This window comes from Acinetobacter sp. YH12094 (genome assembly GCF_013419295.1).
GTDB classification, from domain to species: Bacteria; Pseudomonadota; Gammaproteobacteria; order Pseudomonadales; family Moraxellaceae; genus Acinetobacter; species Acinetobacter amyesii.
The window spans coordinates 113,340-134,594 of record NZ_VPAK01000007.1 but is presented as its reverse complement, the minus strand read 5'-3'; the positions used below and the strand labels follow the sequence as shown (position 1 = coordinate 134,594).

The 21,255-nt window shown below is 42.3% G+C and carries 18 protein-coding genes; 6 read left to right on the top strand and 12 right to left on the bottom strand.

Going from position 1 to position 21,255, the window contains the following annotated elements; all coding sequences use genetic code 11:
- Positions 1-34 precede the first annotated feature (34 nt).
- From FTU34_RS07655 to FTU34_RS07640, 4 genes are all read right to left on the bottom strand, one after another.
- Positions 35-916: an ABC transporter ATP-binding protein gene (locus FTU34_RS07655; protein ID WP_180035178.1), complete on the bottom strand. Its 882-nt coding sequence runs from the start codon at positions 914-916 to the stop codon at positions 35-37.
- A complete protein-coding gene (locus tag FTU34_RS07650; protein ID WP_180035179.1) occupies positions 916-1,860 on the bottom strand; it encodes an ABC transporter permease in 945 nt (314 codons plus the stop codon). The genes FTU34_RS07655 and FTU34_RS07650 overlap by 1 nt, the downstream gene beginning before the upstream one ends.
- A gap of 188 nt (positions 1,861-2,048) precedes the next feature.
- Positions 2,049-2,750: an NAD-dependent deacylase gene (locus FTU34_RS07645; protein WP_180035180.1), complete on the bottom strand. Its 702-nt coding sequence runs from the start codon at positions 2,748-2,750 to the stop codon at positions 2,049-2,051.
- Positions 2,751-2,854: 104 nt separating this feature from the next.
- A complete protein-coding gene (locus tag FTU34_RS07640) occupies positions 2,855-3,790 on the bottom strand; it encodes a LysR substrate-binding domain-containing protein (protein WP_180035181.1) in 936 nt (311 codons plus the stop codon).
- 246 nt (positions 3,791-4,036) lie between these two features.
- Between FTU34_RS07640 and FTU34_RS07635 the strand changes: the two genes are divergently transcribed.
- The 3 genes from FTU34_RS07635 to FTU34_RS07625 all read left to right on the top strand — a co-directional run bounded on the left by FTU34_RS07635 (position 4,037) and on the right by FTU34_RS07625 (position 8,183).
- On the top strand, positions 4,037-5,257 hold the full coding sequence (locus FTU34_RS07635) for an acyl-CoA dehydrogenase (RefSeq protein ID WP_180035182.1): 1,221 nt from the start codon (positions 4,037-4,039) through the stop codon (positions 5,255-5,257).
- Between the two features lie 209 nt (positions 5,258-5,466).
- The gene (locus tag FTU34_RS07630) at positions 5,467-6,894 is read left to right on the top strand and encodes an MFS transporter (RefSeq protein WP_180035183.1); all 1,428 of its coding nucleotides are present in this window, start codon (positions 5,467-5,469) and stop codon (positions 6,892-6,894) included.
- A 50-nt stretch (positions 6,895-6,944) separates the two neighbouring features.
- Positions 6,945-8,183, top strand: a complete 1,239-nt coding sequence (locus FTU34_RS07625) for a CaiB/BaiF CoA-transferase family protein (RefSeq protein ID WP_180035184.1) — start codon at positions 6,945-6,947, stop codon at positions 8,181-8,183.
- A 635-nt stretch (positions 8,184-8,818) separates the two neighbouring features.
- Here FTU34_RS07625 and pcaD read toward each other — a convergent pair.
- The 6 genes from pcaD to FTU34_RS07595 all read right to left on the bottom strand — a co-directional run bounded on the left by pcaD (position 8,819) and on the right by FTU34_RS07595 (position 13,928).
- Entirely contained in the window at positions 8,819-9,598 is a 780-nt protein-coding gene (pcaD, locus tag FTU34_RS07620; protein WP_180035185.1) for a 3-oxoadipate enol-lactonase, read from the bottom strand.
- 66 nt (positions 9,599-9,664) lie between these two features.
- Positions 9,665-10,870, bottom strand: a complete 1,206-nt coding sequence (pcaF, locus tag FTU34_RS07615; protein ID WP_180035186.1) for a 3-oxoadipyl-CoA thiolase — start codon at positions 10,868-10,870, stop codon at positions 9,665-9,667.
- A 126-nt stretch (positions 10,871-10,996) separates the two neighbouring features.
- A complete protein-coding gene (locus tag FTU34_RS07610) occupies positions 10,997-11,647 on the bottom strand; it encodes a 3-oxoacid CoA-transferase subunit B (RefSeq protein ID WP_078190888.1) in 651 nt (216 codons plus the stop codon).
- Between the two features lie 19 nt (positions 11,648-11,666).
- Entirely contained in the window at positions 11,667-12,353 is a 687-nt protein-coding gene (locus FTU34_RS07605) for a 3-oxoacid CoA-transferase subunit A (RefSeq protein WP_180035187.1), read from the bottom strand.
- Between the two features lie 154 nt (positions 12,354-12,507).
- Positions 12,508-12,798, bottom strand: a complete 291-nt coding sequence (catC, locus tag FTU34_RS07600; protein WP_180035188.1) for a muconolactone Delta-isomerase — start codon at positions 12,796-12,798, stop codon at positions 12,508-12,510.
- Between the two features lie 20 nt (positions 12,799-12,818).
- On the bottom strand, positions 12,819-13,928 hold the full coding sequence (locus tag FTU34_RS07595; RefSeq protein ID WP_180023666.1) for a muconate/chloromuconate family cycloisomerase: 1,110 nt from the start codon (positions 13,926-13,928) through the stop codon (positions 12,819-12,821).
- A 103-nt stretch (positions 13,929-14,031) separates the two neighbouring features.
- On the opposite strand from FTU34_RS07595, the gene catM reads away from it, so the two are divergent.
- Entirely contained in the window at positions 14,032-14,955 is a 924-nt protein-coding gene (gene catM / locus FTU34_RS07590) for a cis,cis-muconate-binding transcription regulator CatM (RefSeq protein ID WP_180035189.1), read from the top strand.
- Positions 14,956-15,032: 77 nt separating this feature from the next.
- On the opposite strand, the gene FTU34_RS07585 is transcribed toward catM, so the two are convergent.
- Entirely contained in the window at positions 15,033-16,028 is a 996-nt protein-coding gene (locus FTU34_RS07585; protein WP_180035190.1) for an ABC transporter substrate-binding protein, read from the bottom strand.
- A gap of 3 nt (positions 16,029-16,031) precedes the next feature.
- Positions 16,032-16,619: an ANTAR domain-containing response regulator gene (locus FTU34_RS07580; protein ID WP_078190882.1), complete on the bottom strand. Its 588-nt coding sequence runs from the start codon at positions 16,617-16,619 to the stop codon at positions 16,032-16,034.
- A gap of 445 nt (positions 16,620-17,064) precedes the next feature.
- Between FTU34_RS07580 and FTU34_RS07575 the strand changes: the two genes are divergently transcribed.
- Positions 17,065-18,414: an MFS transporter gene (locus FTU34_RS07575; protein WP_180035191.1), complete on the top strand. Its 1,350-nt coding sequence runs from the start codon at positions 17,065-17,067 to the stop codon at positions 18,412-18,414.
- Positions 18,415-18,485: 71 nt separating this feature from the next.
- A complete protein-coding gene (nirB, locus tag FTU34_RS07570; protein WP_218950048.1) occupies positions 18,486-21,032 on the top strand; it encodes a nitrite reductase large subunit NirB in 2,547 nt (848 codons plus the stop codon).
- Positions 21,033-21,255: the final 223 nt, after the last annotated feature.

Genomic DNA, 21,255 nt, shown 5'->3' with positions numbered 1-21,255 from the left:
AGGCCGTCCTAAAGATGAAGAGGGATTAATCCAGTTATTTTTGCGTACTGACTTGGGTCATACGCGGAATTTTCGGTAGGTTTTCCATCGCTGGGTCGAGCTCGTCTTCCTGCGCATGTACCAAGAAATCCACCCGTTCGCGCAGTTGTTTAAATTCAGGACTCAGCATGAGTTCAGGATTACGGGGACGGGGTAAATCGACCTCAATTATTTCTTTAATTTCACCAGGATTGGCTTTGAGCGCCACAATACGATCCGCCAATAAAATGGCTTCATTCATATCATGTGTCACAAAAATAATAGTGATATCAATGTTTTGCCAAAGATCCATTAAATGTTTTTGCATTTTTTGACGGGTATGCGGGTCAAGCGCGCCAAACGGCTCATCCATCAATAATATTTTGGGTTCATTGACCAATGCGCGGGCAATCGCAACGCGCTGTTTCATTCCGCCAGACAGCTGATGCGGGTACTGATCTTGGTATTTTTCTAAACCAATAATATCAATCCATTCGCGGGCGCTGGATTCAGCCGAGGCATTGCTGGCACCTTTCATTAAAGGGCCAAACATCACATTTTCTTTGACCGTTTTCCATGGAAAAAGCGTGTAGCCTTGAAACACCATGCCACGCTCAGGGCTTGGGCCTTCAATGACTTGGCCATCGACCAGCAATTCACCGCTACTGTAAGGGTCAAGTCCAGCCACAATTCGGCTAAAGGTCGATTTACCGCAACCCGATGGGCCAATCACACAGATAAATTCACGTTTATGAATCTTTAAATCCAACTGATTTAAAATAGTGCGTTCAGTTTTGCCGTGCTTAAAACTTTGTGTAAGTTTTTTTGCTTCTAAAATGACAGGGCGTGCATAAATTGCATCGAAATAAGTGCTGGCATTAAACTCTGTGCTGTTCATTATTTTGCTCCTGCTTTCCATTTAAATAGACGTTGACCGAGTTTCATTAGCACCACATCGCACAGCAAGCCAATCACCCCAATGATGAGGATCGCGGCATAGACATTGTCAAAATTTTGGTAACGCGCTTGTTGAGTAATAAACCACGTAATCCCAGAGGTTGTGCCGATCAGTTCAGAGACAATAAGATAGGTCCAAGCCCAGCCCAGTAATACACGCAAGTCGCGGTAAATGTCAGGAAGCGCTGCCGGAATCACCACATGAAATAAGCTTTTCATTTTATTGGTGCCTAGCGTAAAACCTGCTTCGATCAGGCCACGGTCAACCATCCGTGTGGTATTGGCAATAATTAGAATTTGCTGAAATAGCGTACCAATCACGATAATGGCGATTTTAGGTGCGTCATTAATGCCTAAAATTGCAACGGCTAAGGCACCAAAAGCAGGAGCGGGCAAGTAGCGAAAAAACTCAACAAAGGGTTCGGTCAGTTGTGATATTTTTTGAGAAAAACCGCAAAGAATACCCAGCGGAATACCGATGAGAGAGGCAATAAAAAATGCGCTGAACACAATTTTAATACTGTGCCATAAGCTTTGATGAAACCATGGGGCATCAGGTTGGGCAGGTGGAGTTATAAAAGCCGTAACTAATGCTTTTGCTACTTCGTGCGGTGCAGGTAAATAGATTGGATTGACCAGTTTACCTTGAGGTGGTGCTAAACCTGCATTCACTGCAGATTGTGCTTCGGCATAAAACACCGCTTTGTCTACACGGCTATCGACCTGAAAATATGGCACACTGCCAGACTGCGTAATTTGCACCTGTGAATGCCATAAAAATGGCAAATAACTCACTGCACACCAAATGAGCACAGGAATTAAAAATGATCCGAAGCCGAGCAATAGCTTGCTTTTCGGACTGAGCTCTCTTGCGACATAACCCATACTGACCAAGCCCCAATATTACTTTTTTAATAAAACGTAATACTGTAAAGCAATTAGAATGCCAAAGGCCTGTATGCCGTGATTTATTGGCCTTATGCAAAGTTAGATAGGCTATAAACAGCAAAAAGCCTGCAAAAGAAGCAGGCAATATTAGTTTTTTTGATCGATACTGATGCCAAAATGTGTTTTTATGGCGCAACCAATTGCAAAAAAAGTTTTTTCATTCCTTCACTCGCACCCGCTTTAATCAATTGATACTGCTCAGGTACACGCTGATAATCTGCTTTCGGGTCGATATAAAATGCACGGCAGTTGGCAGGGATTTCGTGAATCAATCCAGCCACAGGATAGACAGCCAGACTCGTGCCAATCACAATAAAAATATCTGCCGTTTGTACACTTAAACTGGCATCTTCATAGGCAGGAACTGCTTCGCCAAACCAGACTACATGTGGCCGTAAAGGATATCCTTCAGGGCATTTGTCGGTGTCTAAGTTTAAATCTGCACCTTCAATGGGGAAAAATTCTTGCGTATATTGCGCCTGAGGGCCGGAGCTTTTTGCGTAACGAATATTGCCATGCAGATGCAGTACATTGTGACTGCCTGCACGTTCATGTAGATCATCAATATTTTGTGTGATGACTTGTACATTAAAAAAATCATCGAGTTCAGCAATCAATTTATGCGCTGCATTTGGCTCTGCGGCTAAAATATGTTTACGGCGTTCATTATAAAAACGCTGTACTAAAGCAGGGTCACGTGCCCAAGCTTCAGGTGTAGCCACATCTTCAATACGATGCTGCTCCCAAAGACCATCACTGTCACGGAAGGTATTGATGCCGCTTTCTGCACTCATGCCAGCACCTGAAAACACCACAATTTTTTGCATAGATATTTAGCCTTATATTTTAAGTTATGAGTCCATTGCCTACGGTTGCATGTATTGAACGAATAATTCAGCGAATTTACTGTACTCAAAATATAGCGATTACTTCAACTCAGCTGATGCAATTCTTGTAGCACCCAATCGACAAATTTTTGTATTTGTGGTGAACTGTCTTGTCTCGAGTGGACTAAATAATATTTTCGGCTACCGTGCAATTTTTTATTTGATGCAATCACCAATTCTTTTTTTCTCAGTTCAGCTTCAATCAGCATTTGTGGAATCAGTGCCATACCCATGCCATGACTGGCTGCCACAGAAAGCATAGAAAATAGTTCATGTCGCTGACCATCAAATGGTTTGGGATGCTGAAGCTGATGGGCTTGAAACCATTCTTGCCAAATACTTGGACGGGTGGTTTGCTGTAATAAGGGCAATTGAAGCAATTCATCATCGCTTAAATTAAAACTGTGATCATCTGTCATTTCCGCAAGTGGAAAGTTGTTTTCAATCAATTTGGGGGAGCAGACGGGAACCACTTCTTCATCCATTAAATAATGCGCTTGAATACCCGGCCAATGCTCAATTTGTTGTTGCGTTCCTGCAAAAATAGCCGCGTCAAAGACATTTTCATTAAATAAAAAAGGTTTGGTACTGGTTTCCAAATGCACGGTAATTTCAGGATGCTGTGCATTTAATTTATTTAATTTTGGCAACAGCCAACGTGTGGCAAAGGTTGGCACAACGCCCAGTTTTAAAGTACCGCCTAAGCCTTTGTGCGTCATGATATCAGAAGTGCTTTTTTCGATACCTTGCAAAAAGGGTTTAATACTTTTTGCATATTGTTTGCCTGCTTCTGTGAGATCGACACCGTGACGCGTTCGGCTAAATAGCGTGACACCTAGATATTCTTCTAGCTGTTGAATTTGGCGTGACACAGCACTTTGAGTAATAAATAACTCTTGAGAAGCGTGCGTATAACTTGCGTGTTTTGCAGCAGATTCAAAGCAAATTAAGCTTTGCAAAGACGGAATATTGCGCCGCATAGATAAAGTCCTTTTTATCGATAGGTATCACAAAATGGCATATAAGAATGATTTTCATATACCACTATAGTCTATAAATAAAGCAATCCGTAGTTCAAATCAGTGGCTAAAGTGCTTAACACGCCGTGAACAAAGCTCAGGTATGCGAAAGGCGCATATCTACATGCAAATTAATCGTTTGAATGAATCACTTTTCACACATAGCATCAAATAAAACAAAGAAAGCCCGAAAAAGCAGAGGATGCGATGAATCAAATGGTCAATGTAAAAAAAACCAAAGTACAATTTAACTGGCAAGATCCGTTTCTTTTGGAACAGCAATTAACTGAAGAAGAACGCATGATCCGTGATACTGCACACGCTTACTGCCAAGAGCGTTTACAGCCACGTGTACTCGAACAATTTCGCCATGAAAAAACTGATGCATCTATTTTCCGAGAAATGGGCGAACTTGGCTTACTTGGCCCAACGATTCCAGAGCAATACGGCGGCGCAGGTCTAAACTATGTTAGCTACGGTCTAGTTGCGCGTGAAATTGAATATGTGGATTCTGGCTACCGCTCAATGGCCAGCGTTCAAAGTTCTTTGGTGATGGTGCCCATTAATGAATTTGGCTCTGAAGCGCAAAAACAGAAATACCTACCAAAACTGGCAACAGGTGAATACATTGGCTGTTTTGGTTTAACTGAACCAGATCATGGCTCTGACCCAGGTAGCATGATTACTCGTGCAAAAAAAGTCGAAGGTGGCTATCGTCTCACGGGTGCAAAAATGTGGATTACCAACAGCCCAATTGCCGACGTGTTTGTTGTTTGGGCGAAAGAAGTATCGCCTGAAGGTAATGTTGGTGACATTCGTGGTTTTATTTTAGAAAAAGGCTGGGAAGGTCTATCCGCTCCTGCAATTCACGGTAAAGTTGGCTTACGTGCATCGATTACCGGTGAAATTGTGATGGACAATGTCTTTGTCCCTGAAGAGAATGCTTTTCCAGAAGTACGTGGTTTAAAAGGTCCATTTACCTGTCTAAATAGTGCTCGTTATGGTATCGCTTGGGGCGCAATGGGCGCCGCAGAATTCTGCTGGCATACAGCGCACCAATATACTATGGACCGTAAACAGTTTGGCCGACCATTGGCAGCGAATCAGCTGATTCAAAAGAAACTGGCAGATATGCAAACTGAGATTGCCATGGGTTTACAAGCTGCGCTTCGATTTGGACGTATGAAAGATGAAGGCATTGCTGCTGTAGAAGGCACATCACTCATTAAACGTAACAACTGTGGCAAGGCTTTAGATATTGCCCGTGTTGCGCGTGACATGATGGGTGGTAACGGCATTTCTGATGAGTTTGGTGTTGCCCGCCATCTGGTCAATCTCGAAGTCGTCAACACGTATGAAGGAACGCATGATGTACATGCACTGATCTTAGGTCGTGCGCAAACAGGCATCGCGGCTTTTAGTAACTAATTGAATTCAATATCAATAGGGCGCTCTGCATAGAGTGCCTTAGAGACTTTTTATGCAAAAATAAACTTAATCAATAAAGGATTCATCGTGAAACACTCTTGTAACTCTGTGCAATAGCCTGAGCAGTGATGAAATAAAAAGAATAAAAAAGGCAAATGTACAGACATAGGAATGCCGATGACTCATTTGGGAAAATGAGGAACAAGGAAATGAATAACGAAATGCAAAACGGAGCAGGAACGCTCAAATTGCCTTCTAACGTGGGCACGATGCATCGGATTACCAGCAACACTTGGAAAATGGCTTTTATTTTTGCCTTTATTTCCTTGGTGATTGATGGTGTAGACATCATGTTGCTGTCATTCAGTCTCACCAGTTTAAAGGCTGAATTTGGTTTAAGTACATTTCAAGCAGGTATGCTTGGTAGCTCTTCTTTAGCAGGGATGGCGCTGGGTGGTATTTCGGGTGGATGGGCGTGCGATAAATTCGGCCGTGTGAAAACCATTGCTTGGTCGGTCGTATTTTTCTCGATCATGACCTGTATCTTAGGCTTTACCCAAAGCTATGAACAATTTTTAATTTTACGTTTTATTGGCGCTTTTGGACTGGGTTCTCTTTACATGGCGTGTAATACGCTGATGGCAGAATATGTGCCAACCAAATATCGCACAACGGTACTTGGGACTTTGCAAACCGGTCAAACCGTGGGTTATATCGTTGCAACGCTGATGGCGGGTGCCATTATTCCAGATCACGGCTGGCGCATGCTATTTTATGTCACCATTATTCCTGCTGCTTTTGCCCTGATCTTTATGCGTTTTGTTCCTGAACCAAAATCTTGGCAGGAAGCAAAAATTGAGCAGATAAAACGCCGTGAATTAAAGCTTGAACCTGTACAGCAGCAAGCTGCAGCCAAGCAAAACTCACCTTCTGAAAGCATTTATAAACGTATTTTTGGACATACCAATCATCGTAAAATGTTCTTCTTTTGGATGTCGACCGCTGCATTTCTACAATTCGGTTATTACGGTGTCAACAACTGGATGCCAACGTATTTAGAAACTGAACTCAGCATGAACTTTAAAGCCATGACTGGCTATATGGTAGGTGCATATACCGCCATGATTTTGGGTAAAATTTTAGCCGGCTATGCCGCTGACAAATTTGGACGTCGTATTACCTTTGTGTTTGGTACGGTAGCTACGGCAGCATTCTTACCGATCATCATTTTCTATAACACACCAACCAACATCGCCTATTTACTCGTAACTTTCGGTTTCCTATACGGTATTCCATACGGTGTAAATGCAACGTATATGGCAGAAAGTTTCTCTACGGATGTACGCGGTACGGCTATTGGCGGTGCTTACAATATGGGACGTTTAGGCGCAGCCATAGCACCAGCAACCATTGGTATGATTGCCGCTGGCGGATCATTCACCATGGCCTTTATTGTAATGGGTGCTGCGTACTTTATTGCAGGTGTTATTCCGGGCTTGTTCATTCGTGAACGTCAATATGATCCCCAGCAAGCATCACTTTCTTCAGATGCGGAAAAAGAAAAACTGGCAAGTGTAGAAACATATGTTGATGATGCAGAACAAAAAGCATCTGAAAAAACTGCAACAGTAAAATAATTAAAAGATCTGTGCCATAGCTCAATACTATGGCACATCTGGAGTGAACTATGGGTGCATTAAAAGGAATTCGCGTATTGGACTTAAGCCGTGTTTTAGCAGGTCCTTGGTGCGGTCAAATTTTGGCTGATTTAGGTGCAGACGTAATCAAAATTGAGCGTCCAAAAGTGGGTGATGATACACGTATGTGGGGACCACCTTGGATGCCAAATCAGCAAGGTCAAGCGACGAAAGAATCAGGCTACTACCAATGTGCGAACCGCAATAAATATTCTGTAGCCATTGATATTGCTAGTGAAGAAGGGCAAGCGCTAGTCCGTGAAATTGCTAAAACGGCAGATGTCGTGATTGAAAACTACAAAGCAGGCTCACTTGCCAAATATGGTTTGGATTATGCATCGCTCAGTGCGCTAAATCCAAATATCGTATATTGCTCAATTACAGGTTTTGGTCAGGATGGTCCACGTGCGGAAGAACCAGGCTATGACTTTATTATTCAAGGCATGTCAGGTCTGATGAGTATTACTGGTGAATCTGATGATGTAATCGGTGGTGGCGCACAAAAGGTGGGGGTCGCTGTAGTCGATATTCAGACCGGACTGTACTCAACGATTGCCATTCAGGCGGCATTGTTGGCGCGGCAGCATACAGGACGCGGTCAATATATCGATATGTCATTACTCGATGTACAGGTGGCGGCTTTGGCCAATCAAGGTATGAACTATTTGACCTCGGGTAAAGCACCTAAACGTATGGGAAATAATCACCCGAATATCGTACCCTATCAAACCTTTAAAGCTAAAGATAAAGAATTTATTATTGCCTGTGGTAATGACAAACAATTTAAAGATTTGTGTATTGCGATTGGCTATAAAGAACTGCTAGATCAGCCGAACTATTTACGTAATCAAGATCGAGTGAAGCACCGTGAGGAATTAATTCCATTATTGAGTGCCTATTTTCTGACTCAAGATGCTCAAGTTTGGGTTGATGCGATTCATGCGGTAAAAGTGCCAGTGGGTGTAATCAACTCTGTAGAAGACGCATTAAATGAACCGCAAATTCAACATCGTCAAATGGTGGTAAATATTCCACATGCTTTAAATCATGATTTTAAAGTGATTGGATCACCGATGAAATTATCTGATACGCCTGTAGAATACCGTCATGCACCGCCGCAGTTAGGGCAGCACACAATCGAAATTTTGTCCCAATTTAAAACTGAAGCTGAATTAAATGAATTGGCTGCACAAGGCATCATTGATCAACTCAATCATCCTGCAGCTTAAAATTCCATGGGATTATTCTTCAAACTATTCTTCAATATCTGGTCTTAAACGCCTATGTGGAATGAGTGGAGTTAAAAGTTTAGACCGAAGGACTCCAATACTTCGGTCTTTTTCAATATCAATATTCATTTACGGAGTGCTTTTAATGTTAATTTTCTAGATAAAGTATAATTATTCATTAAAGCTTGGGCCTGCAATACGGTCTTTATTTTTCGTATGAAAGAGATGTCCATACTTTTGCGCCTTGATATTTTTTCTTTAAGCTATAACTTTAAAATTCTGGAATCCACAAACCAATTTCCGCAATGCTGCAGGCAATAAGCATTTATATACCTATTTTTCAAGTCTACTAATTGCACAGAAAGATCTCGATACCACCTCCATTGGCGAGAGTATAAGTCTTTATATCCTTAATACGCTGAGTTGTAACATCTGCATTAGAAATCGTAGAACTAAAGCCAATGATTAAACTAAAAAGTAATATTGATCCGTTTTTTATATAGATGAATCATTCTTCTAATTGTCCATTTATTTTAAGAACGGACATTAAATCAAAGCCTTCAAACGAAATAAAGCCCTGCACAATGGCAAGGCTCTATTTTAATAACATTACATTGAATTTGTTCAGCTGCTTATTATTGCTGTATAAAATTCTGCAAAGCCTGATTAAATGCATCTGGCTGTTCGATGTTTGAAATATGCGATGCATTAATTTCAAATAATTGGCTATTTGCAATGCGTTCTTGCATGAATTGACCATCTGCAACTGTAGTTACAGGGTCTTGTTGACCTGCAATAATCAATACTGGGATGTGAATAGACGAGATTTCATTGCGTAAATCCGCTTTAGCCAAAGCTTCACAACAACTTGCATAACCTTCTGGGCTGCCAGCTCCGAGGTCGTTACTCAAAGATTGTACAGTTGCCGTGTTACTTTGGATAAAGGGTTCTGTAAACCATCGTGATGCTGCTGTTTCTGCAATTGGTTTCAAACCTTGTTGACGGACTAACTGCGCACGTTCATTCCAAGCTGATTCTTGCCCAATTTTTGCAGCGGTATTGCATATAATGACATGGTTAAAGCGTTTAGGATGATGTATTGCAAGCCATTGGCCTGTTAAACCACCCATCGATATTCCACAAAATGCGGCTTGTTGAATACTTAAATGATCCAATAAATGGATGACATCTGTACCCAATTGATCAAGGCTATATGGCCCTTGGGGGGAAGAAGATGCACCATGGCCACGTGTATCATAACAAATGACAAAATAATCCTGCTGCAGCGCCTCTATCTGAGGCTGCCACATGCTGAACTTTGTGCCTAAAGAGTTAGAAAAGACAATCGCAGGTTGTGTGTGGTCACCAAAAGTTGCGTAATTAATCGTTGCATCATTGGATATAAATGTAGGCATGTTTTGAATCCTTAATTTTATAAATCCCCTAAATCCCCCTATAAGAAGGAGGACTTTTATTGAGGATTAAACACGTTCAATAATCAAAGCGATGCCTTGACCGACACCAATGCACATCGAACAGAGGGCATATTGACCTGAAATTGCCTCAAGTTGATTTAACGCAGTCGTCACTAAACGAGCTCCAGATGCACCTAAAGGATGCCCCAAAGCAATAGCGCCACCGTTTGGATTGACATGTTTAGCGCCATCTTCTAAACCTAGTTCACGGGTAACCGCTAAGGCTTGAGCCGCAAAAGCTTCATTCAGCTCGATCACATCCATTTGTTCAAGGCTTAGACCTGTTTGAGCTAATAGCTTTTTGATGGCAGGCGCAGGACCAAAGCCCATGATTTTGGGTTCAACACCCACCACCGTTGCCGCAATAATTTTGGCTCGTGGCTTTAACTTAAATTTGTTAACAGCATCATCTGAAGCAATCAGTAGTGCAGCCGCACCATCATTGATCCCTGAAGCATTGCCCGCTGTTACCGTCCCATCTGCTTTCACCACAGGTTTGAGTTTTGCCAAACCTTCTGCTGTCGTCGATGCGCGTGGATGCTCATCTGTATCGACTATCAGTGGGTCGCCTTTACGCTGAGGAGTGACGACAGGGATGATTTCTTTCTCAAAAAAACCATTGGCTTGTGCAGCGGCTGTACGGCGCTGACTTTCTAAGGCAAAAGCATCTTGATCTTCACGGTTAATATTGAATTGTTCTGCCACATTTTCAGCGGTTTGAGGCATGGTTTCCACGCCATACATTTGCTTAAGGATTGGATTGATAAAGCGCCACCCCATCGTGGTGTCTTCAATCTTTTGGCTGCGTCCATAAGCACTTTCCGATTTACCCATAACAAAGGGTGCACGGGACATACTCTCAACACCGCCGGCAATAATTAAGTCTGCTTCATTTGCCTTAATTGCACGGGCTGCCATCGCAATTGCATCAAGTGATGAACCACAAAGTCGGTTCACAGTTGTAGCAGGAACTTGAAAAGGTACACCTGCGAGTAGCGACGACATTCGTGCAACATTACGGTTATCTTCACCGGCTTGGTTCGCACAGCCGTAAATCACGTCATCAACAGACTCCCAAGCAATACTTGGATTTCGCTGCATCAGTGCCTTAATGGGTAAAGCACCTAGGTCGTCGGTACGCATTGCTGCTAAACCGCCCGCATAGCGACCGAAAGGGGTGCGGATTGCATCAATAATATAGGCATTTTTCATTTTATAAATCCTAAAAAACTCAGCTCCTCCCTTTTAACGGGAGGTTGGGAGGGATTTACAGGAAGTTAATTTTTGAATATTAATCCTCCCTAAATCCCTCCTTTAATCAAGGAGGGACTTTTTGCTTTAAGCAGTCGCATCAATCAGCTTCGCACCTGTCATTGACTGTAATTCGTCAAAGCTCAGGCCCTCAACTTTTTCAATGACTTTCATGCCTTCAACCGTCACATCAATGACGCACAAATCTGTGTAAATACGATCGACACATTGCAGGCCTGTCGCAGGGTATGACAACTCAGCGACAATTTTCGGTTCACCTTTTTTGGTCACATGGTCTGTAGTAATAAAGACTTTTTTCGCCCCAACAGCCAAATCCATTGCACCACCTACAGCAGGAATTGCATCTGGCGCACCAGTATGCCAATTTGCTAAGTCACCATTTTGGGCAACCTGAAAAGCGCCTAATACTGCAATATCTAAATGCCCGCCACGCATCATGGCAAAAGAGTCACCGTGATGAAAAAAGCAGCCACCCGTTTGCATAGTGACAAACTCTTTTCCTGCATTAATTAATTCAGGGTCTTCTTCGCCTTTAGCCGGAGGAGGACCAAAAGCCAAAAGTCCATTTTCTGAATGTAGAAATACATCTTTGTCTGTTGGTAAATAATTTGAAATTTTAGTGGGTAAGCCAATGCCTAAATTGACATAAGCACCATCTGGAATATCCTGTGCAACACGTTCTGCAATTTGATCACGGGTTAATTTGGTATAGCTCATGGTTCTTTCCTCACGTGATTTATGCAGATTGCTCAAGCTGTGCAGATTGAACAGCCACGACATGTTGTACAAAAATACCAGGGGTAATAATGTGCTCTGGGTCCAATGCACCAAGTTCAACAACTTCAGAAACTTGAGCAATTGTCACATCTGCTGCCATAGCCATAATGGGGCCAAAGTTACGCGCTGATTTGTTGTAAACCAAGTTGCCCCAGCGGTCGCCCTGATGAGCTTTGATTAAAGCAAAATCAGCTTTAATTGGATTTTCGAGGACAAAATCTTTGCCTTCATAATTGAGTGTAGGTTTGCCTTCTGCCAACAACGTACCAAAACCTGTTGGTGTATAAATTGGACCCAAACCCATGCCTGCCGCCTGAATACGGCAAGCCAAATTACCTTGTGGTACAAGCTCAAGTTCTATTTTTCCTGCACGGTATAGCTCATCGAACACCCAAGAGTCCGATTGGCGAGGGAAAGAACAGATCATCTTACGGACAGCACCAGCTTTGAGTAATTTAGCCAATCCATAGTCACCATTACCTGCATTGTTGTTGACGATGATGAGATCTTTGATGCCAAGTTCTATCAATCCATCAATCAGTTCAGCAGGCTGACCAGCCGTACCGAAGCCGCCGATCATAATGGTTGATCCATCCTTAATTTGAGAAAGTGCTTCTGTTAAGGAAGCGGTACTTTTATCAATCATGCTACGATCCTTCATCAAGAACGATAAAACTATTTACCTGACTAACCACTTCAGTCATGTAAGGCAGATAATCTTTTATTTCAAACATTTACAAACTTAAAAATGCAGATCAATGGACTTCAATCATGTGCTACACAATTGGAATCCAATCGCATCAGCTATCATCACTACGAACAGAAGAGGGATGACGATTTAAAGCCATAACTTCAATATTCATATACGGGTAAAGGGGTAATCCTTGTAAAATGTTGTGTAACTCTTCATTGCTTTCAACATCAAAAATACTGATATTTGAATATTGACCAGTAATGCGCCAGATATGGCGCCATTTACCTTGACGTTGTACATCTTGTGAATATGCCTTTTCTACAGCTTTAATTTCATTGGCTTTTTCGACTGGCATATCTAATGGAATATTGACATCCATGCGTACTTGGAAAAGCATTTCTCACTCCTAGCTAAATGTTATTTGCGACGTAAGTCATCAATTTTGTTTTCATCAATTTCAATCCCTAAACCCGCTGTGGTCGGAATCTTGAGTTCGAAATCTTGATATTGAAGTGGGGTTTTTAAAATTTCTTCAGTTAGCAGCAATGGACCAAAAAGCTCTGTGCCATAAGCTAAATTGTCAAATGTAGAAAATGCATGTGCCGATGCAATAGTGCCCACAGGGCCTTCAAGCATGGTTCCACCATATAAATCGATACCCGCAAGTTTGGCGATTTTAGAAACCTCACAACCTTCGATTAAACCGCCAGACTGTGCAACTTTGACTGCAAAAACAGATGCAGAATTGTGCCGCGCAAGTTGATATGCCGTTTGCGGGCCCATCAGTGATTCATCTGCCATAATGGCTATATCAAAACGACGAGTTAAACGGCGCATCGCGTCAATGTTATCGATCGCGCAAGGCTGCTCAATCAGATCAACACCACCATCTTGTAACAATTGAATGCCTTTAATGGCATCTAGTTCAGACCATGCACGGTTGACATCCACACGAATAGAAATGTCCGAACCTAACGCTTTTTTTATGGCTAATACATGCTCAACATCAGCTTCAACGGGGCGTGAACCGATTTTAAGTTTGAAAATATTATGTCGTTTTGCCGCAATCATTTTTTGTGCTTCGGCAATGTCTTTTTCTGTATTGCCAGACGCAAGTACCCAAAGAACAGGTAAGCTGTCACGTAAGCGCCCGCCCAATACTTCGCTTAAAGGCAAATTTAAACGCTGCGCCAAAATATCGAGTAGCGCCGTTTGAATGGCACATTTAGCAAAGCGATTGCCGTTAATATTACGTTTAATGGCTTGCATGGTTTGAGCAACATTCAAACCAGTGAGGGTTTTCAGTAAAGGACTAAAATAAGTTTCAATATTGGTACGAATGCTTTCAGGGCTTTCTTCACCATAGCCTAGACCACCAATCGTCGTCGCTTCACCCCAACCGATATAACCATCTTCGGTAGTGATTTTAATCAAAACAAGGGTTTGCGTTTGCATGGTTGCAACAGCCATCTTGTGCGGACGGATTGTTGGGATTTCCACGAGCAGGGTTTCAATCGACTTATACATCTTGCATATTTCTTATCTATCCAACTATTTATATACCCTAATTTAATGTAATATCTTTAACTAGAGCGATTTTGGTATTTTTAGATACTTAAAAGGTATATAAATGGAATTAAGGCACTTACGTTACTTTGTCACCGTGGTTGAAGAGCAAAGTATTACCAAGGCAGCAGAAAAATTATGTATTGCTCAGCCACCTTTGAGCCGCCAAATTCAAAAACTTGAAGAAGAACTGGGGATTACCTTGTTTGAGCGTGGTTCTAGACCCGTGAAAACCACAGAAGCAGGTATGTTTTTTTATGAGCATGCTGTACAGATATTGACGCATACCGCCCAGGCCACAACCATGGCACAGCGAATTAATGCCGTCGATAAAACTGTCCGTATTGGTTATGTCAGTTCGCTTTTATACGCATTATTGCCGAAAATTATTTATTTATTTCGACAACGCAACCCAGATATTCATGTTGAACTCATAGAATGTGGTACACGCGACCAGATTGAAGCTTTAAAAACCGGTCGAATTGATATTGGTTTTGGACGACTTCGCTTAACCGATCCGTCCATTAAACGTGTTTTATTAAGAAAAGAAGCGCTACGTTTAGCTATTCATAAAAACCATCATTTGGCTGAATTTAAAGACAAAGGCATTTATCTTTCTCAAATTTTAGATGAACCAATTTTTGCCTACCCTACGACACCTAAACCGAATTTTTCCACCCTCATCCAATCCATTTTTACCGAATTAGGACTTGTACCTAAACATTTAACCGAAGTGCGTGAAATTCATATGGCTTTGGGCTTGGTGGCGTCGGGAGAGGGCATTTCTCTGATCCCTGAAAGTGCCAGTGATATTGGCATGAAAAATTTGATGTATATCCCAATCTTAGATTTGGAAGCCTATAGTCCAATCTCTTTGTCGGTGCGCAATATGGATCATAGTAATTACATTCCAAAGATACTGGATTGCATTCGTGAAGTCTTTGTTGAAGAAAATATCGATCTGCGCGCCATCGATGCAGATGCATAACTAAGTCAAGGTTTCATGGTCGATGTAACACAAGATCCACTATTCAGATGATAGGGTCTTATGGAATATCAATCACTTCAGCCCAAAGCATCCTGATAAATACAAGACTGAGCTATTTCAAAAACCTTTTCATCTTCAATATTCAATTGATCATATTGCTGCATTTTTTGAATCATCCATTCAAAATCTGACGTTTGTGGCGCTTGGCTCTTGCCAAAATTTTGAATGATTCTTTTGATCCGATGAAAAGCCTCGACGTGAATCTGCTCAGAACAATCAAAACGGATGATGTGATATTGCTTTAACAAAGAAAATATTTCAGAAAAATGCGTTTGTTGAAGCAGATCGTTTTGGGCTTTTTGGATGGCAAGATTGATTGCGTTTAAGGTATTAGGATGTTTTTCTGCCCAATCATGGGTAAAAGCTAAAACCTTATCAGGAATATGATCAATAATATCTTGGCTATTGACGATAATACGACTATAGCCTTGTATTTCAGCTTGCGTATTCCACGGCTCTCCGACACAGAATACATCAATTCGTTGCGTTGATATTGCTTCGACCATATAAGGCGGTGGTAAAGTTGAAAACGTTTGCGTTTGAGCAATTTCTGTGTCTGCAAGTGCCAGCCATTCTCTTAGAATATAATGATGAATCGAATGCTGAAAAACATGCGCCAACTGAATCGTTTGATTCTGTTTTATCGCCGATGCAATTTTCTCTGCTGAATTTTTTGGTAGATCTAATGCATGGATATTTAATTCATAGCACAGCTTTTGACTCAAACTAATATAAGCACAATTAGTACTGAGCGTCATTGATGTTTGCAAAGAGATGCCGAGATGGTCTTTGCCCGTCACAGACGCAGGCAGCATGGCCGATAAACAATGGGCAGCATCTAAAAAACCAAAAGCTAGACGGTCGCGTAAACTTGCCCAAGACGGTTCTTGAGTCAGTGTGACATTTAACCCTTGTTCAGCAAAATAACCTTGATGTTCTGCCCAGAGCAAAGCAGCACAGTCAAGTAAAGGAATATAGCCCAATTGAATATCTGTTTTTTCAAGCTTTTGCATGGTTTATTCCTTAAATTGAGACTGTAACAGCGCTTGCGCATCAAGCAGTCGGCGCGCCATTTCACCCATCGTCATACGGTGACTCATGGCATTTTTTCTCAGCAAATTAAATGCTTGATCTTCGGTTAAACCATGCATTTGTATTAAAAGCACTTTGGCTTTTTCAATATCTTTTCGATCGGCCAGTTTGCACTTGGTTTCAGCCAAATCATTCAGTAGTTTTTTATGCTTTTTATATTGTTCAATCGAAATTTCTAAAATGCTATTCAAACGTGCAGGGTCAATACCATCGACAATATATGCTGTCACACCCGCATCAATCGCGCTTCGGATAATTTCGAGACTCGAATTTTTAGTGAATAGAACAGTCGGTAAGTCAAATTGGCTGACACAGCTTTCAATGACATCGCGATGCGGATGATCCATATCCAATAAAATCACATCTGCCTGAATATTTTGCAGATATGACATATTTAAATGATCAATCATAAAACTGGCGACCACATCAAAGTCATGCTGAATTAATGAGGCTTGAATAAATTCAGCGCGTTCTTGATCATCATCAATCAGGGCTATTTTTAGTTTTGGCATGCAAACACTCAGACAGAGCCAAACAAATACGTATTGAGCTTGCTAAGCAAATTAGATGCCAAATCTAAAGGCAATACAAAATTTAAATCAGCTTCTAAGTTTGAGCAAAGTTATATTCGCATTTTCAAATTGAACCATTTCCGTGCACTGATCTTGTGCAGGACTGAACCACGCTTGAACATTTAGCTGCATCTCTATAGGCACATTGACTATCTATTTACCTTAATTCGCTTAATTTCTGACAAGTCGGCGTTCAAAGCTGCAATGTAAAGATGAATTGAAGTCGAAAATAAAAACTTGGCATGGCTCGTGCTTAATACTTGTTGAGTCAATGAAGACTCTAAAAATTTGTTAGACGGCCAACGACGTCCGTTCTGATCGACTCTGTTATGTGTTAGCGACATAACCGAGTAATTCATGCGTTCAGTTCAGTCAGGAGAAGGTTATGTCTTCAAATTTAAATGCCAAAAAAGCCACAAAAATAAGTCTATTTAATTTTTCTTCAGCAGCAATGCAGGCCTTCCACATGAGTTGGCTCGCATTCTTTGTTTGCTTCTTTGCATGGTTTGCCTGTGCGCCTTTGATGCCAGTGATTGCAGGTGAATTTAATCTAACAAAAGACCAAATCGCTAATATTAATATTGCTGCGGTTGCAATCACCATTTTAGTTCGTCTGATCGTTGGGCCTTTATGTGATAAATACGGCCCGCGTAAAACATATACAGCATTATTAATTGTCGGCAGCATCCCAGTCTTTGGGGTTGCATCTGCGAATAGCTATGAATCTTTTCTTTTCTTCCGCTTGCTGATCGGTGCGATCGGCGCAAGCTTTGTCATCACGCAATACCACACTAGCATTATGTTTGCGCCTAATGTGGTGGGTACAGCCAATGCGGCAACCGCAGGCTGGGGTAATGCAGGCGGCGGTGCAACTCAAGCCCTCATGCCTTTATTGCTTAGCGCACTCGTTATGTTTGGTGTAGAGCAAGCGATGGGCTGGCGCATTGCGCTGATTGTACCGGGTGTGATGATGTTGATCGTAGGCGCGCTGTATTGGAAATTTACCCAAGACTGCCCGCAAGGCAACTTTAAAGAACTGCGTGAACAAGGCGTTGCAGTCGGTTCAGATAAAAAAGGCGGTGTAGCCATTCTCATGCACGCTGCACGTAACTATCGCGTATGGATTTTATTTGGCGCTTATGCAGCTTGCTTTGGTATAGAAATCTTTATTCACAACATTATTGCGCTGTATTACGTCGACAACTTCCAATTTGGATTAAAAGAAGCGGGTATGGCAGCAGGGATCTTCGGTCTATTGGCACTGTTTGCCCGCGCGCTCGGCGGCATTGTTTCAGACAAAGTCGCGACTACCAAAGGCTTGGATGGCCGTACCAAAGTTCTGTTTGCGATGATTCTGCTAGAAGGACTGTTTTTAATACTGTTCTCGCAAATGAGCACGCCAATCTTCGCCATTCTTGCCATGACAGTCTTTGCGCTCTTCACCCATATGGCGTGCGGCGCAACCTATGCCTTGGTGCCATTCATTGACCGTGATGCTTTAGGCGGCGTGGCAGGCATTATCGGCGCAGGCGGTAACGTAGGTGCAGTGGCTGCAGGTTTTTTGCTTAAAGGCATGCTGGATATACAAACCACGCTAATGGTGCTTGGCGGTTTGGTGGTGATTGCAGCCAGCTGTGTACTGATGATCCGCTTCTCTGTAGAGCATAAAGAAAAAGAACAGCGTTTGTTTGAACAAGCTGTGAATGAAAGAAATCTAGCTGAAGCTCAAAACTAATACTGAAAGTTGCCTCTAAACAAAACATAGCGCTTTAGGGGCAAACAAAAAAAATATTGCGGAGTAAGAATATGAAAATCATGATGATTGGACATGGCATGGTTGGCCACAAGTTTATCGAATCTGTACTGGAACACGCAGGTGATGATGTTGAATTAACCATTTTAGCTGAAGAGCCGCGTCTTGCTTATGACCGTGTGCATTTAACTGAATACTTCAGCGGCAAGTCAGCGAAAGACTTAACCCTGTGCCGCAGCGACTTTGCTGATGCATACGGTATAGATTTACGCCTGAGCACCAAAGCGGTTGAAATTGATCAGCGTAATAAAACGGTCACGACCAATCACGGTGATATTCTTTCTTTTGACAAGCTGGTGCTCGCAACAGGTTCATATGCATTTGTGCCGCCAATTCCAGGCAATGAGCGTGAAAACTGCTTTGTGTACCGTACCATTGAAGACTTGGATGCCATCCGTGCCGCAAGCTTCAATGCTAAAACAGGTGTGGTGATCGGCGGCGGTTTATTGGGTTTAGAAGCAGCAAAAGCGCTGCGTGATTTAAACTTAGAAACCCATGTTGTTGAATTTGCACCACGCTTAATGGCAGTTCAGATTGATGATCTAGGCGGTAAAGTTTTACGCTCTAAAATTGAAAATCTAGGTGTTAAAGTCCATACGCAAAAAGCGACATCTTGCATCGAAGATGGTGCAAATGCGAAGCACGTGATGAAGTTTGGTGATGGTTCTGAACTGGAAACCGATATCATCTTATTCTCTGCAGGTATCCGCCCGCGCGATGAATTAGCGCGCCAAAGCGGTCTAGCGATTGGTGAACGTGGCGGTATTGCGATTAACGATTATTGCCAAACTTCAAACCCTGACATTTATGCCATTGGTGAATGTGCGCTTTGGCAGAATAAAATTTATGGCTTAGTTGCACCGGGCTATGACATGGCGCGTATTGCAGCAAAGCATGTGATGGAACAAAACTGCACGCTTTTCGCTGGTGCGGATATGAGCACCAAGCTGAAACTGATGGGTGTTGATGTTGCATCTGTTGGCGATGCGCATGCAATGACACCAAATTCTTTAAGTTATTTCTATGCAGATGAAGCAGCTCAGGTTTATAAAAAAATTGTCGTGAATGCAGAGAAAACTAAGCTGCTAGGTGCAGTATTGGTGGGCTGTGCTAAAGAATACAATGACCTGCTGCAAATGATGCTGAATGGCTTAGAAGTTCCAGAAAGCCCAGAAAGCCTAATCATGCCTGGTTATGCACAATCTGCAGGTAAATCGGGCGGAAGCGGTGTCGATCTGCTGCCAGACAGCGCAACGATTTGTTCATGTAACAACGTCTCTAAAGCAGATATTTGTTCAGCCATTGCAGACGGATCGACCTCTTTAGGCGCATTGAAAAAATGTACTAAAGCTGCAACAGCTTGCGGCGGCTGTGCGCCATTAGTCACTCAAGTACTTAAATCGGAGCTTCAGCGTCAAGGTGTAACTGTAAATAACCATTTATGTGAACACTTTGCTTATTCACGCCAAGAGCTCTATCACTTGGTACGTGTGAACGAAATCAAAACCTTTGATGACCTGATTCAACAGCATGGCCATGGTTTAGGCTGTGATATCTGTAAACCGACGGCAGCCAATATCCTAGCGTCATGCTGGAATGACTTTGTACTTAAACCAAGCCATGCGGGCTTGCAAGACAGTAATGACTACTACCTCGGCAATATTCAAAAAGACGGTTCATATTCGGTTGTACCGCGTATGGCGGGCGGTGAAGTTACTCCGGACGGATTAATTGCCGTGGGTCAAATTGCCAAAGAATATGGTCTATATACCAAACTTACAGGCGGTCAGCGTGTTGATATGTTTGGTGCACAAGTGCATCAACTGCCTGAAATCTGGGAAAAATTGATTGCTGCTGGTTTTGAGTCTGGCCATGCCTACGGCAAATCACTGCGTACGGTGAAATCTTGTGTCGGCAGTACTTGGTGCCGTTATGGCGTGGACGATTCAGTCGGCTTGGCGATTTTTTTAGAGAACCGCTACAAAGGCCTTCGCTCACCGCACAAACTGAAAATGGCTGTGTCGGGCTGTACCCGTGAATGTGCTGAGGCGCAAAGTAAAGATGTTGGCGTGATTGCGACAGAAAAGGGCTGGAACCTTTATGTATGCGGTAACGGCGGTATGAAACCGCGTCATGCAGAATTATTGGCTTCTGACTTAGATACGCAAACATTGATCAAATACATTGACCGTTTCTTTATGTTCTACATTCAAACAGCAGACCGTTTGCAGCGTACTTCTGTATGGCGCGACAACATGGAAGGCGGTTTAGATTACCTGAAAGATGTCGTTGTGAATGATTCGCTTGGCGTAGCGGGTGAACTTGAACGCCGTATGAGCCATGTTGTGGGGACATATCAAGATGAATGGCGTACCGCTGTAGAAGATCCTGAAGTACGTAAACGCTTTGTGACTTTCGTGAATGCAAAAGCAGAACAGCAAAATGATCCGCATATTCAGTTTGCATCCGTTCGCGGTCAAATCAGACCCAAAACAGAAGCTGAACGCGATTCGTCACGCATTCCAGTGGTTGAAGCTTAATCACAGCAATAGAGATCTTACGAAAGTTAAAATTAAAATTTTCCATTATTTTTCAAAGTATAAATTCCTTTACTTAGACCTTATATGGCTCAGGTAGAAGGCTAGGATGAAGAGTTTTAACAAATACCTCTCCCTAACCCTCTCCTAAAAGGAGAGGGAATTTAGATCTAAATGAATTTATGGATAAAAAGAACTTCTGTAAGAGATCTAATAAAGCTAAAGA

Coding starts and splice junctions, on each gene's coding strand:
- FTU34_RS07655 (WP_180035178.1), bottom strand. CDS start 916: ATGAACAGCACAGAGTTTAATGCCAGCACTTATTTCGATGCAATTTAT.
- FTU34_RS07650 (WP_180035179.1), bottom strand. CDS start 1,860: ATGGGTTATGTCGCAAGAGAGCTCAGTCCGAAAAGCAAGCTATTGCTC.
- FTU34_RS07645 (WP_180035180.1), bottom strand. CDS start 2,750: ATGCAAAAAATTGTGGTGTTTTCAGGTGCTGGCATGAGTGCAGAAAGC.
- FTU34_RS07640 (WP_180035181.1), bottom strand. CDS start 3,790: ATGCGGCGCAATATTCCGTCTTTGCAAAGCTTAATTTGCTTTGAATCT.
- FTU34_RS07635 (WP_180035182.1), top strand. CDS start 4,037: ATGAATCAAATGGTCAATGTAAAAAAAACCAAAGTACAATTTAACTGG.
- FTU34_RS07630 (WP_180035183.1), top strand. CDS start 5,467: ATGAATAACGAAATGCAAAACGGAGCAGGAACGCTCAAATTGCCTTCT.
- FTU34_RS07625 (WP_180035184.1), top strand. CDS start 6,945: ATGGGTGCATTAAAAGGAATTCGCGTATTGGACTTAAGCCGTGTTTTA.
- pcaD (WP_180035185.1), bottom strand. CDS start 9,598: ATGCCTACATTTATATCCAATGATGCAACGATTAATTACGCAACTTTT.
- pcaF (WP_180035186.1), bottom strand. CDS start 10,870: ATGAAAAATGCCTATATTATTGATGCAATCCGCACCCCTTTCGGTCGC.
- FTU34_RS07610 (WP_078190888.1), bottom strand. CDS start 11,647: ATGAGCTATACCAAATTAACCCGTGATCAAATTGCAGAACGTGTTGCA.
- FTU34_RS07605 (WP_180035187.1), bottom strand. CDS start 12,353: ATGATTGATAAAAGTACCGCTTCCTTAACAGAAGCACTTTCTCAAATT.
- catC (WP_180035188.1), bottom strand. CDS start 12,798: ATGCTTTTCCAAGTACGCATGGATGTCAATATTCCATTAGATATGCCA.
- FTU34_RS07595 (WP_180023666.1), bottom strand. CDS start 13,928: ATGTATAAGTCGATTGAAACCCTGCTCGTGGAAATCCCAACAATCCGT.
- catM (WP_180035189.1), top strand. CDS start 14,032: ATGGAATTAAGGCACTTACGTTACTTTGTCACCGTGGTTGAAGAGCAA.
- FTU34_RS07585 (WP_180035190.1), bottom strand. CDS start 16,028: ATGCAAAAGCTTGAAAAAACAGATATTCAATTGGGCTATATTCCTTTA.
- FTU34_RS07580 (WP_078190882.1), bottom strand. CDS start 16,619: ATGCCAAAACTAAAAATAGCCCTGATTGATGATGATCAAGAACGCGCT.
- FTU34_RS07575 (WP_180035191.1), top strand. CDS start 17,065: ATGTCTTCAAATTTAAATGCCAAAAAAGCCACAAAAATAAGTCTATTT.
- nirB (WP_218950048.1), top strand. CDS start 18,486: ATGAAAATCATGATGATTGGACATGGCATGGTTGGCCACAAGTTTATC.